Source organism: Arthrobacter sp. GmRoot5-12 (assembly GCF_059739365.1).
In genome coordinates this window covers 1,099,771-1,112,872 of record NZ_AP046056.1, presented here as the reverse complement: position 1 = coordinate 1,112,872, position 13,102 = coordinate 1,099,771, and the positions used below count along the sequence as shown (strand labels likewise).

Genomic DNA, 13,102 nt, shown 5'->3' with positions numbered 1-13,102 from the left:
ATGAACCAGCCAATCCTCACTCCCGCCCTGACCGCGCTGCTCAAGGAATGGCTGCCGCAGCAGCGATGGTTCCCCGTCAAGACACCCGATTTCGCCATTTCCCAGGCCGGCAGCCTGGGCCTGGAGGATCCCACCGGGCACGCCGCGCTGGCCGTATTCCTCCTCAACGTCACCATGGAGGGGCCCGACGGCGGCCCGCGCAGCGCCGTGGTCCAGGTCCCCTTGAGCTTCCGCCCGGCACCGGCCGGCGGCATGGAACGGGCGCTGGTAGGCGAAGCCGCGGGAATGGATCCAACCCGTCCCTGGGTCTACGACGCTGTCCACGACCCCGACTTCGTAGGCGCCTGGCTCGACCTCATCCGGGACGGGTCGAAGGCCGCGAGCGGCAGTGCCACCGGATTCCGGGTGGAAGGGCCGCACCGCCTGCCCACTGCCAAGGGCGTGGTGAAGGTGCTCTCGGGGGAGCAGTCCAACAGTTCAGTCATCGTGGACGACGGCGAATCTGCCGCCATGGTGAAATTCTTCCGCGTCCTGTCGGACGGGACCAACCCGGAGATTGAAGTCGGTGCTGCCTTGACCAGGGCCGGCACAGCGGAAGTCCCCGCCACCCTGGGCTGGGTCCGCGGGGAGTGGCTCGGAAAATCCGGTAACGCCGGACAAAGCAGCCGCTACGTCCAAGGTGAGCTTGCGGTGGCCCACGAGTTCCTCGCCGGCGGCCGCGACGCCTGGCGGCTGGCGGTTGACGCCGCCCGCTCCGGCACCGACTTCACGGCAGAAGCCCGCGCCCTGGGCGCGGCCACCGCAACGGTGCACAAGCGGTTGGCGGAGGCACTGGGGCAGTCAGCCGAGCCCGAACCCGGAAAGGCGCCAGGAGCTGCTGTTGCCCAGCGTGTCCGCGCTGCTTGGGCGGAAGCCCGTGCCGCCGTCGGGCCTTACGATGACGCTCTGGACGCCCTGCTGGCCGGCCTGGACAAGGTTCCCGCCGGGCCGCTGCAGCGCATCCACGGCGACCTCCACCTGGGCCAGATCCTCCTCGTGACCGGACAATCCGGCGACCAATCGCGCTGGGCCATCCTGGATTTCGAGGGCGAGCCCCTGCGGCCCATCTCCGAACGGAACGTCCCGGACGTACCACTCCGGGACGTGGTGGGAATGCTGCGCTCCTTCGACTACGCGGCCGGTGCGGCGCAGCGCGAGCAGGAAGGTGCACAGGTCCCGGACAGCTGGGTCGACGATTGCGCCGATGCCTTCCTTGCCGGGTACGCGGGGGTCATTCCCGGCACGGTGGACCGGACCTCGCCCCTGTTTGTGGCATTGTGGCTGGACAAGGCGCTGTACGAAGTTGTTTATGAAATGCGTAACAGGCCCGACTGGGTGGCGATTCCAGTAAACGCCTCCAGGCGGCTCCTAAGCGGTAACGGTGCCGGCGATCAGGCCGGTGCAGCATCGGAAGGTAACAAAATGACAGGCTCAGCACGAACTGACCAGCCGGGGGTGCCGCTGCACGTGGATGAAGGCACCCTGGGCAGGATCGCGAACGGTGAACACCACGCCCCCCACTCCGTCCTGGGCGCGCACCTGGACGACTACGGGCATGTCACCATCCGCACCGTGAAGCATCTTGCCGAAGCGATCACCGTGGTCACCCAAGCCGGTGAAGTGCCAATGCAACACGAGGCACACGGCGTTTGGGTTGCGGTCCTGGATCCGCAGGACCAGGGCCACGTTCCCGACTACCGGCTCTCGGTCACCTACCCGGGCAAGGACCCGGTGACCATTGATGAGCCCTACCGCTACCTGCCCACCGTAGGCGAAGTGGACCTGCACCTCATTGGTGAAGGCCGGCACGAAAAACTGTGGCAGGTTCTCGGTGCCCACGTGCGGCACTACAAATCATCGCTTGGGGACGTCAACGGTGTGTCGTTCGCCGTCTGGGCCCCCAACGCGCAGGCCGTCCGGGTCAAGGGCGATTTCAACGCCTGGGACGGACGGGAAAACTCCATGCGGTCGCTGGGTTCCTCCGGTGTCTGGGAAGTGTTCATTCCCGGCGTCCCGGCAGGTGCCTGCTACAAGTACGAGATCCTGACACGGGGCGGCTACTGGGTCGAAAAGGCCGATCCGCTGGCCTTCGGCACGGAGGTGCCACCACTGACGGCGTCCCGGGTGGTGGAACCTTCCTACGCCTTCAAGGACGACGAATGGATGGAAGCACGGGCCAAACGGGACCCGCACAACTCGGCCATGAGCGTCTACGAAGTGCACCTCGGGTCCTGGCGGCTGGGCCTTGGCTACCGTGAACTCGCCGACGAACTGGTGGAGTACGTCAAATGGCTCGGGTTCACGCACGTGGAATTCATGCCCGTCGCGGAGCATCCGTTCGGCGGTTCCTGGGGTTACCAGGTCACCTCCTACTTCGCACCCACGTCCAGGTTCGGACATCCCGACGAGTTCCGCTACCTGGTGGACGCCCTCCACCAGGCGGGCATCGGCGTGCTGCTGGACTGGGTGCCTGCACACTTCCCCAAGGATTCCTGGGCATTGGCCCAGTTCGACGGCGAGCCTCTTTACGAGCACGCGGATCCGGCGCTGGGGGAACACCCGGACTGGGGCACCCTGATCTTCGACTTCGGCCGCACCGAGGTCCGGAACTTCCTGGTGGCCAACGCGCTGTACTGGCTGGAGGAGTTCCATATCGACGGCCTGCGTGTGGACGCTGTGGCCTCCATGCTCTACCTCGATTACTCCCGCCAGGAAGGCCAGTGGCGGCCCAACCGCTTCGGCGGAAGGGAAAACCTGGAAGCCATCTCCTTCCTGCAGGAAGTCAACGCCACCGTCTACAAGACACACCCCGGCGCCGTCATGATCGCGGAAGAGTCGACGGCCTTCCCGGGCGTCACCGCTCCCACCAGCCACGGTGGCCTGGGCTTCGGCCTGAAGTGGAACATGGGCTGGATGCACGACTCCCTCAAGTACATCTCCGAGGATCCCTTCAACCGCAAGTGGCACCACGGAACGGTCACCTTCTCCCTGGTCTACGCCTTCACGGAGAACTTCCTGCTGCCCATCAGCCACGATGAAGTTGTCCACGGCAAGGGCTCCATGCTCCGCAAGATGCCGGGCGACCGCTGGCAGCAGCTGGCCAACCTCCGCGCCTTTTTTGCCTACCAGTGGGCGCACCCCGGCAAGCAGCTCATCTTCATGGGGACCGAGTTTGGCCAGGAAGCGGAGTGGTCTGAGCAGCACGGACTGGACTGGTGGCTCGCGGACATCCCCGCGCACCGCGGACTGCAGCTGCTGACCAAGGACCTGAACGAGCTGTACGCTGCCACACCCGCCCTCTACACCCAGGACAACGTTCCTGCGGGTTTCCAGTGGATCAACGGGGGAGACGCCGACCGTAACGTCCTGTCCTTCATCCGATGGGACGCCGACGGCAACCCGGTCGTCTGCGCCATCAACTTCTCCGGTACGCCGCACGTCGGCTACACCCTTGGAGTTCCCACGGCCGGCGCATGGATCGAGGTCCTTAATACGGACCACACCACCTACGGCGGATCGGGTGTGCTGAACAGTGGAGAGCTGAAGGCCACCAACGAGGGACAGGATGGCCAGCCGGCCACCCTTACTGTCACGCTGCCCCCGCTGGGAGCGTCCTACTTCAAGCCCGGGGCCGCATCGGCTGACCAGGCCGACGGGAAGAAATAACGGCAGATGCAGTAAGCGAAAGGCCCGGAATCCGCGTGGTTCCGGGCCTTTTGGCTGCCCGCAGGACGCCCTCCGGCAGCGGACTGGCGATCCGTAATGAGTGGTGGTAGAGTTTATTTCCGCGCTGCTCCACGGAGTCAGACGGAAAACCGAACCCCCCAAGCTAACGCTGAGGATGGTCGCGGACGCCGGTTTGACACGAGAGAGATCAGCCGGTAAGTTTGGAAAGTTGCTCCGGAGCGAGCCTGGACGTTGGTTTGGGTGGTGCCGGGTGTGTCTGTTGTTTGAGAACTCAATAGTGTGCCAAGTTTGTTGATACCGATTATGTATGTAATTGGTTGATTGTGCTGTGCCGCCACCCCGTGGTGTGCATGGTGTTTTTGGCTGGTTTCAAATTTTGTGCAGCTGTTTCTGCCGTTATTTCCGGTGGTTGTGGTTGTGTCTGTTTTTGTTTTACTTCAACGGAGAGTTTGATCCTGGCTCAGGATGAACGCTGGCGGCGTGCTTAACACATGCAAGTCGAACGATGATGCCAGCTTGCTGGTGGATTAGTGGCGAACGGGTGAGTAACACGTGAGTAACCTGCCCTTGACTCTGGGATAAGCCTGGGAAACTGGGTCTAATACCGGATATGACCTTCCATCGCATGGTGGTTGGTGGAAAGCTTTTGTGGTTTTGGATGGACTCGCGGCCTATCAGCTTGTTGGTGGGGTAATGGCCTACCAAGGCGACGACGGGTAGCCGGCCTGAGAGGGTGACCGGCCACACTGGGACTGAGACACGGCCCAGACTCCTACGGGAGGCAGCAGTGGGGAATATTGCACAATGGGCGAAAGCCTGATGCAGCGACGCCGCGTGAGGGATGACGGCCTTCGGGTTGTAAACCTCTTTCAGTAGGGAAGAAGCGTAAGTGACGGTACCTGCAGAAGAAGCGCCGGCTAACTACGTGCCAGCAGCCGCGGTAATACGTAGGGCGCAAGCGTTATCCGGAATTATTGGGCGTAAAGAGCTCGTAGGCGGTTTGTCGCGTCTGCCGTGAAAGTCCGGGGCTCAACTCCGGATCTGCGGTGGGTACGGGCAGACTAGAGTGATGTAGGGGAGACTGGAATTCCTGGTGTAGCGGTGAAATGCGCAGATATCAGGAGGAACACCGATGGCGAAGGCAGGTCTCTGGGCATTAACTGACGCTGAGGAGCGAAAGCATGGGGAGCGAACAGGATTAGATACCCTGGTAGTCCATGCCGTAAACGTTGGGCACTAGGTGTGGGGGACATTCCACGTTTTCCGCGCCGTAGCTAACGCATTAAGTGCCCCGCCTGGGGAGTACGGCCGCAAGGCTAAAACTCAAAGGAATTGACGGGGGCCCGCACAAGCGGCGGAGCATGCGGATTAATTCGATGCAACGCGAAGAACCTTACCAAGGCTTGACATGAACCGGACCGCTGCAGAAATGTGGTTTCCCCTTTGGGGCTGGTTTACAGGTGGTGCATGGTTGTCGTCAGCTCGTGTCGTGAGATGTTGGGTTAAGTCCCGCAACGAGCGCAACCCTCGTTCTATGTTGCCAGCACGTGATGGTGGGGACTCATAGGAGACTGCCGGGGTCAACTCGGAGGAAGGTGGGGACGACGTCAAATCATCATGCCCCTTATGTCTTGGGCTTCACGCATGCTACAATGGCCGGTACAAAGGGTTGCGATACTGTGAGGTGGAGCTAATCCCAAAAAGCCGGTCTCAGTTCGGATTGGGGTCTGCAACTCGACCCCATGAAGTCGGAGTCGCTAGTAATCGCAGATCAGCAACGCTGCGGTGAATACGTTCCCGGGCCTTGTACACACCGCCCGTCAAGTCACGAAAGTTGGTAACACCCGAAGCCGGTGGCCTAACCCCTTGTGGGAGGGAGCTGTCGAAGGTGGGACTGGCGATTGGGACTAAGTCGTAACAAGGTAGCCGTACCGGAAGGTGCGGCTGGATCACCTCCTTTCTAAGGAGCACCTCCAACTCTTCTGTGCTGGTGAATGCCGGTGTGGGGGGTTGTCAGGAAGCAAGCCCGCAGCATGGACGATTGTTCCGTGGCGGGTGCTCATGGGTGGAATATCAACAAATAGCGGCTGCGTGTTTTTTTGTCTTGTCTAGTACGAGCCAGTGATGGTTCTGGAACGGTGGGCGCGGGGATGCGTGGTTTAGTGTTTGGCACACTGTTGGGTCCTGAGGCAACAGGACCGGGGAGGGGTTGCTGCGGCTTTGGTCGTGGTGGTTCCTTGTCGGGTTTGTTTGTTTCTGGTTTCCCTGCCGTGACGTTCCGTGCGCCTGTTGTGGGTGTGTGGGGTGTGTGGTGTGGGGTTGTTGTTTGAGAACTACATAGTGGACGCGAGCATCTTGTATAAGAAGCAATTTCCAAGATTAATGAACCTGGATCTGGCTGCGCTGTTGATGCCCTTTGGGTGTTGGGGTGTGGTTGGTTTCTGTGGTTCTCTCGAGAAATGTTTTTGATCTTTGTGGTCAAGTTTTTAAGAGCACACGGTGGATGCCTTGGCATTAGGAGCCGAAGAAGGACGTAGGAATCTGCGATAAGCCTGGGGGAGTCGATAACCGGACTGTGATCCCAGGGTGTCCGAATGGGGAAACCCCGCCGAGCGCGCGAGTGACTCGGTGACCCGTACCTGAACACATAGGGTGCGTGGGGGGAACGCGGGGAAGTGAAACATCTCAGTACCCGCAGGAAGAGAAAACAATAGTGATTCCGTTAGTAGTGGCGAGCGAACGCGGATCAGGCTAAACCGTTCCATGTGTGATAGCCGGCGGGCGTTGCATGGTCGGGGTTGTGGGACTTTCCATACCAGTTCTGCCGGGCTGGTGGGGTGTGATGTGCGCGCATAGGTGAACGGTTTTGAAAGGCCGGCCAGAGAGGGTGTTAGTCCCGTAACCGTAATGTGTTTGTACCGCCTGTGAGAGTATCCCAAGTAGTACGGGGCCCGAGAAATCCCGTGCGAATCTGTCAGGACCACCTGATAAGCCTAAATACTCCCTAATGACCGATAGCGGACCAGTACCGTGAGGGAAAGGTGAAAAGTACCCCGGGAGGGGAGTGAAACAGTACCTGAAACCGTGTGCTTACAATCCGTCGGAGCCAGTCTGATTCTGGTGACGGCGTGCCTTTTGAAGAATGAGCCTGCGAGTTAGTGTTACGTCGCGAGGTTAACCCGTGTGGGGCAGCCGTAGCGAAAGCGAGTCTGAATAGGGCGTGTGAGTGGCGTGATCTAGACCCGAAGCGAAGTGATCTACCCATGGCCAGGTTGAAGCGACGGTAAGACGTCGTGGAGGACCGAACCCACTTCAGTTGAAAATGGAGGGGATGAGCTGTGGGTAGGGGTGAAAGGCCAATCAAACTTCGTGATAGCTGGTTCTCCCCGAAATGCATTTAGGTGCAGCGTTGCGTGTTTCTTGCTGGAGGTAGAGCTACTGGATGGCTAATGGGCCCTACAAGGTTACTGACGTCAGCCAAACTCCGAATGCCGGTAAGTGAGAGCGCAGCAGTGAGACTGTGGGGGATAAGCTTCATAGTCGAGAGGGAAACAGCCCAGACCACCAACTAAGGCCCCTAAGCGTGTGCTAAGTGGGAAAGGATGTGGAGTTGCCCAGACAACCAGGAGGTTGGCTTAGAAGCAGCCACCCTTAAAAGAGTGCGTAATAGCTCACTGGTCAAGTGATTCCGCGCCGACAATGTAGCGGGGCTCAAGTACACCGCCGAAGTTGTGGCATTCACATTTTAGCTAAGCCCTTGTGGTTCAGGCGTGTGGATGGGTAGGGGAGCGTCGTGTGGGCGGTGAAGTCGCGGTGTAAACCAGCGGTGGAGCCTACACGAGTGAGAATGCAGGCATGAGTAGCGAAAGACGGGTGAGAAACCCGTCCGCCGAATGATCAAGGGTTCCAGGGTCAAGCTAATCTGCCCTGGGTAAGTCGGGACCTAAGGCGAGGCCGACAGGCGTAGTCGATGGACAACGGGTTGATATTCCCGTACCGGCGAAAAACCGCCCATGCTGAGCGGGGGATACTAACTGCCCGAAGCCTGCCCGAGCGCCCTTGTGGTGTGAGGGTTTTGGTGGAGCGCAGGACCTGATCCCGGGAGGCAAGCGTATTAACAGGTGTGACGCAGGAAGGTAGCCGAGCCGGGCGATGGTTGTCCCGGTCTAAGGATGTAGGGCGAGTGGTAGGCAAATCCGCCACTCATGGTGCCTGAGATCTGATGGGACCCCCGTTTGGGGGGATTTGGTGATCCTATGCTGCCGAGAAAAGCATCGACGCGAGGTTTTAGCCGCCCGTACCCCAAACCGACACAGGTGATCAGGTAGAGAATACCAAGGCGATCGAGAGAATTATGGTTAAGGAACTCGGCAAAATGCCCCCGTAACTTCGGGAGAAGGGGGGCCCCAACCTTGATACACCCTTGCGGTGTGGAGGGGATCGGGGCCGCAGAGACCAGGGGGAAGCGACTGTTTACTAAAAACACAGGTCCGTGCGAAGTCGCAAGACGATGTATACGGACTGACTCCTGCCCGGTGCTGGAAGGTTAAGAGGACCGGTTAGCCGCAAGGCGAAGCTGAGAATTTAAGCCCCAGTAAACGGCGGTGGTAACTATAACCATCCTAAGGTAGCGAAATTCCTTGTCGGGTAAGTTCCGACCTGCACGAATGGAGTAACGACTTCCCCGCTGTCTCAACCATAAACTCGGCGAAATTGCAGTACGAGTAAAGATGCTCGTTACGCGCAGCAGGACGGAAAGACCCCGAGACCTTTACTATAGTTTGGTATTGGTGTTCGGAGTGGCTTGTGTAGGATAGGTGGGAGACGTTGAAGCCCGGACGCCAGTTCGGGTGGAGTCATCGTTGAAATACCACTCTGGTCACTTTGGACATCTAACTTCGGCCCGTAATCCGGGTCAGGGACAGTGCCTGATGGGTAGTTTAACTGGGGCGGTTGCCTCCTAAAAAGTAACGGAGGCGCCCAAAGGTTCCCTCAGCCTGGTTGGCAATCAGGTGTCGAGTGTAAGTGCACAAGGGAGCTTGACTGTGAGAGAGACATCTCGAGCAGGGACGAAAGTCGGGACTAGTGATCCGGCGGTACATTGTGGAATGGCCGTCGCTCAACGGATAAAAGGTACCTCGGGGATAACAGGCTGATCTTGCCCAAGAGTCCATATCGACGGCATGGTTTGGCACCTCGATGTCGGCTCGTCGCATCCTGGGGCTGGAGTAGGTCCCAAGGGTTGGGCTGTTCGCCCATTAAAGCGGTACGCGAGCTGGGTTTAGAACGTCGTGAGACAGTTCGGTCCCTATCCGCTGCGCGCGCAGGAAATTTGAGAAGGGCTGTCCTTAGTACGAGAGGACCGGGACGGACGAACCTCTGGTGTGTCAGTTGTACTGCCAAGTGCACCGCTGATTAGCTACGTTCGGATGGGATAACCGCTGAAAGCATCTAAGCGGGAAGCTCGCTTCGAGATGAGATTTCCATACACCCTCGGGTGTGAGAGGCCCCCAGCCAGACCACTGGGTTGATAGGCCGGATGTGGAAGCGAGGACTAACGACTCGTGAAGCTGACCGGTACTAATAGGCCAACAACTTACACCACACAGATACATACAAACTCTGCTTGCGTCCACTATGTGGTTCCCAACCAACAACCCCCCAACACACGGGTTGTCACGGCACGGAACCACCACAACTGAATAACAACACCACAATGTTGTAACCACCAAACTTCCCACCCCCGAAAAAAACACCGGGCGGGCGGGTACAAGGGTTACGGCGGTCATAGCGTGGGGGAAACGCCCGGTCCCATTCCGAACCCGGAAGCTAAGACCCACAGCGCCGATGGTACTGCACCCGGGAGGGTGTGGGAGAGTAGGTCACCGCCGGACAGACATTAAGCAGGGCCCTGACAAGGAATGTCAGGGCCCTGCTGCTTTAACCGAACAGCACAAAGAGGATGCCCTGCCTCCGGGCGGACTCTACCCCCGGGCACCGCTGCCCGGGGGTAGAGTAGTCCCTCATGAGCAGCATCTTCAGCCACCCGCAGGACCCTTTCGAAGAAGCCGGACAGCGGGCAATTGAGCCGCTGGAACCGGTGGTCAACACCGTAGTCGTGCCCGGTCCCGTGGCCCGGGCTTTCGTTGGTTTCACGGAGCACACCCACCTCTGGTGGCCCCTTGAGCAGCACGGTGTCTATGGTGCCGGCTCCTACGTGGAGTTTGAAGAGAACCTCATCCTCGAAACAGCCGATGACGGCCGCACCAGTATCTGGGGAACCCTTGATGACTGGCAGCCGCCCCTGTCCTTCCATGCCACCTGGCATCCCGGCACTACGGCGCTGTGGTCCACCGAGCTCCTGGTGGCGTTCCGCGCCCTCGGCGGCGGAACTGAAGTCCGGGTCTTCCATGAAGGGTGGGAAGGCGCCGAGGATCCTGCCGCCGCGCGTCAAGAGTACGCGGAGGCGTGGCCCCGGATCCTGGACAAGTATGCGCGGTTCATGGGCGCCGGGGACGCCGCAGAGGACAGCTCGCCTGGAGGCGTGGCCTAGCCCCGCCCCGCGGCCTTGTCCGGCGGCACGGCGGTGCTGTTCCGGATCACAAACTCCGTAGGGTATTCCTGGTCCCGCGCTCCATCCGCCGCCAGGCCGCCGTCGGAACCTCCGCCGTCGGAACCTGCGCCCTCGGAACTTCCACCCGCATTGTCCAGCAGGGCCAAAGCCGTGGCAGCCGCCAGCCTTCCCTGTCCGCGTGGATCCTGGCTGATGGTGGTCAGCCCAAAGGTCTCTGCAAGTTCGTGCCCGTCAATCCCCACGACGGAAAGGTCCTGTGGGACCTGAAGGCCGAAGTCCCGGGCGGCGAGCATGATGCCCACGGCCATCTCGTCGGACGCGGCGAAGACTGCGGTGGGGCGGTCAGCGGAGGTGCCCAGGAGCCGGCGGCCCGCCGCGTACGCGCCCTGGATGGTGAAGTCGGCCGTGGCCTGCCACTCTTGCCGCACCGTCAGCCCGGCTGCTGCCATAGCCGCTGCAAAGCCCTTCTGGCGCAGCTGCGGAAGGTTGAAGTCGCGGTTCAAGGCCGCATCCCCGGTAACATGCGCGATCCGGGTATGGCCCAGCCCGATCAGGTGCCGGGTGGCCATCATGGCCAGGCCTTCGTCGTCGATCCTTATGGTCGAGGCGCCCCGCAGCGCCCCGCCGATGCCCACAATCGGACGGTGCACGGCGAGCAGCTGGCCGATCTCTTCCTCGCTGAGTACCAGCGCCACCGCAATGACGGCGTCCAGGCGTTTCCGCAGCAGGAAGTCGTTCAAAATGCTGCTGCGGTGCTCCGGCTGCTCTCCCACGTTGTACAGCGTCAGGTCGTAGCCGGCGTCCAGGAGGGCTTCCGAAACGCCCTCCAGGACCGAAGAGAAATACCAGCGCTGGACGTTGGGCACCACCAGGCCGATGTTGTGGTTCCGCCCGGAGGCGAGGCTGGAGGCGTGGTAAGAGGGGACGAACCCGAGTTCCCGTGCCGCCTCCTGCGCAAGGCGGCGGCTCCTGGAGGAGACGTTGGACTTGCCGCTCAGCGCCCTGGAGACGGTGGCCACGGACAGGCCGGCCCGGCTGGCAACTTCTTTGATGCCCGCCATGGTCAGCCTGCTGCTGTGATGCGGATCCAGGCGGTTTCGCCCGAAGCCAGCAGTCCTTCCGTGCCGGACGTGGTACTGCGGATAAGGACGCGGCCCGCAGGTATCTCCAGCGGCTCGTGGTTCAGGTTCATAACCACCAGCGTAGTGCCGTTGAGGTAGCCCAGCGAGGACCCGGTGCACCAGTCCTCGGCCCAGGACAGGGATCCCCGGCCCAGGTCCAGGTCGCGGCGGCGTGCCAGGGCGTCGCGGTAGAGGGACAGGTGCGACGACGGCGATTCCGCCTGCAGGTCCCTCGCCAACCCGCCAAAGGAAGCGGGAATGGGCAGCCATGGTTCATTTCCCGAACCGAAGCCCAGGTGTTGTTCTCCGGCACGCCAGGGCAGCGGCACCCGGCAGCCGTCACGGCCAAGCCGCTGCCCGCCGGTCCGGGCGAACGTGGGGTCCTGGCGCAGGTGGCTGGGGATGTCGATGCCGTCCGGCAGCCCCAGCTCCTCGCCCTGGTAGAGGTAGGCGGCACCGGGCAGTCCCAGCATGAACAGCGAGGCAGCAGCTGCGCGCTGCCGGCCGAGTTCCTCATCCGGCTGGGGATCGGCCGCCCCGATGCCGTCGCCGTGCCGTGGGCCATGGCCGTTGTAGCCAAACCGGCTGGCATGGCGGACCACATCGTGGTTGGACAGCACCCATGTGCTCGGGGCGCCGACGCCGTCAAGGACGGTCAGGGAATCGGTGATGACCGAGCGCAGCCGGTAGACGTCCAGGCCCGCATGGAGGTAGGGGAAATTGAACGCCTGGTGCATCTCGTCGGGCCTGACCCAGTGGGCCAGCCGGTGAAGGTCCACGCTTGCCTCGGCGCAGAGGATCCGGTCCGGGCCGTACTCGTCCAGGATCAGCCGCCAGTTGCGGTAGATGTCGTGGACGCCGGGTTGCCCGAACATGGGTGCCTCGTGGCCGGGGTACCCGTCGCTGTTGCCGCCATCGGCCCGGCCGCCCCAGGCGGGCAGGCCCGGGGCCTTGACCAGGGCATGGGCTACGTCCACCCGGAAACCGGACACGCCGCGGTCCAACCAGAAACGCAGCACGCGCTCGAACTCGGCGTGGACGGCGGGGTTGTCCCAGTTGAAGTCCGGCTGGGAGGAGTCAAAGAGGTGCAGGTACCACTGGCCCGGCCGGCCGTCGGCGTCTGTTACCCGTGTCCAGGCAGATCCGCCAAAGTGTGACTGCCAGTTGTTCGGTGGCTCCTCTCCGTCAGGCCCGGTGCCGTCACGGAAGATGAACATGTCCCGTTCGGGGCTACCGGCCGGTGCCGCACGGGCTGCCTGGAACGCCGGATGCTGGTCCGAACAGTGGTTGGGCACCAGGTCCACGATGACCCGCAGGCCCAGGCGGTGGGATTCGGCCATCATGACGTCGAAGTCGGCGAGTGTGCCAAAGATCGGGTCAACGTCGCAGTAGTCGCTGACGTCGTATCCGGCGTCACGCTGGGGGGAACGGTAAAAGGGTGACAGCCAAACAGCGTCGACACCCAGGTCCGCCAGATGCGGCAGTTCCTCGGTAATTCCCGCGAGGTCTCCCACGCCGTCACCGTTCAGGTCCCGGAATGACCGGGGGTAGACCTGATAGATCACGGCAGAGCGCCACCAGCCGGGAGCGGTATCGGCAGCGTGGATGAGCGTCAGGGGGCCAGTGGCAGCTGAGGTGTCCTGGGTCACAGTATCGACAGACATGAAAGCCAGCATAGCGG

General features: G+C 61.6%; 4 protein-coding genes and 3 rRNA genes. 5 read left to right on the top strand and 2 right to left on the bottom strand.

The genetic code is table 11. From position 1 onward, the window contains the following. The 5 genes from AC6JAM_RS04945 to AC6JAM_RS04925 all read left to right on the top strand — a co-directional run bounded on the left by AC6JAM_RS04945 (position 1) and on the right by AC6JAM_RS04925 (position 10,279). Positions 1 to 3,705 (top strand): 1,4-alpha-glucan branching enzyme, encoded by a 3,705-nt coding sequence (locus AC6JAM_RS04945; protein ID WP_223993859.1) that lies wholly within the window; start codon positions 1 to 3, stop codon positions 3,703 to 3,705. A 458-nt stretch (positions 3,706 to 4,163) separates the two neighbouring features. After that, positions 4,164 to 5,686 (top strand): 16S ribosomal RNA (locus tag AC6JAM_RS04940). 516 nt (positions 5,687 to 6,202) lie between these two features. After that, a 23S ribosomal RNA gene (locus AC6JAM_RS04935) occupies positions 6,203 to 9,331 on the top strand. Positions 9,332 to 9,503: 172 nt separating this feature from the next. Further along, positions 9,504 to 9,620 (top strand): 5S ribosomal RNA (gene rrf, locus AC6JAM_RS04930). The 16S, 23S and 5S rRNA genes sit together here, the layout of an rRNA operon. 131 nt (positions 9,621 to 9,751) lie before the next feature. Continuing rightward, positions 9,752 to 10,279 carry an SRPBCC family protein gene (locus tag AC6JAM_RS04925; RefSeq protein ID WP_478222328.1) on the top strand — a complete coding sequence of 176 codons (528 nt, stop codon included), beginning with the start codon at positions 9,752 to 9,754 and terminating at the stop codon, positions 10,277 to 10,279. On the opposite strand, the gene AC6JAM_RS04920 is transcribed toward AC6JAM_RS04925, so the two are convergent. Both AC6JAM_RS04920 and AC6JAM_RS04915 read right to left on the bottom strand, forming a co-directional pair. Further along, positions 10,276 to 11,361 (bottom strand): LacI family DNA-binding transcriptional regulator, encoded by a 1,086-nt coding sequence (locus tag AC6JAM_RS04920; protein ID WP_056391180.1) that lies wholly within the window; start codon positions 11,359 to 11,361, stop codon positions 10,276 to 10,278. The two genes, AC6JAM_RS04925 and AC6JAM_RS04920, sit on opposite strands and share 4 nt — an antisense overlap. A gap of 2 nt (positions 11,362 to 11,363) precedes the next feature. Further along, positions 11,364 to 13,097 carry a glycoside hydrolase family 13 protein gene (locus AC6JAM_RS04915; RefSeq protein ID WP_497934180.1) on the bottom strand — a complete coding sequence of 578 codons (1,734 nt, stop codon included), beginning with the start codon at positions 13,095 to 13,097 and terminating at the stop codon, positions 11,364 to 11,366. Positions 13,098 to 13,102 lie beyond the last annotated feature (5 nt).

Coding starts and splice junctions, on each gene's coding strand:
- AC6JAM_RS04945 (WP_223993859.1), top strand. CDS start 1: ATGAACCAGCCAATCCTCACTCCCGCCCTGACCGCGCTGCTCAAGGAA.
- AC6JAM_RS04925 (WP_478222328.1), top strand. CDS start 9,752: ATGAGCAGCATCTTCAGCCACCCGCAGGACCCTTTCGAAGAAGCCGGA.
- AC6JAM_RS04920 (WP_056391180.1), bottom strand. CDS start 11,361: ATGGCGGGCATCAAAGAAGTTGCCAGCCGGGCCGGCCTGTCCGTGGCC.
- AC6JAM_RS04915 (WP_497934180.1), bottom strand. CDS start 13,097: ATGCTGGCTTTCATGTCTGTCGATACTGTGACCCAGGACACCTCAGCT.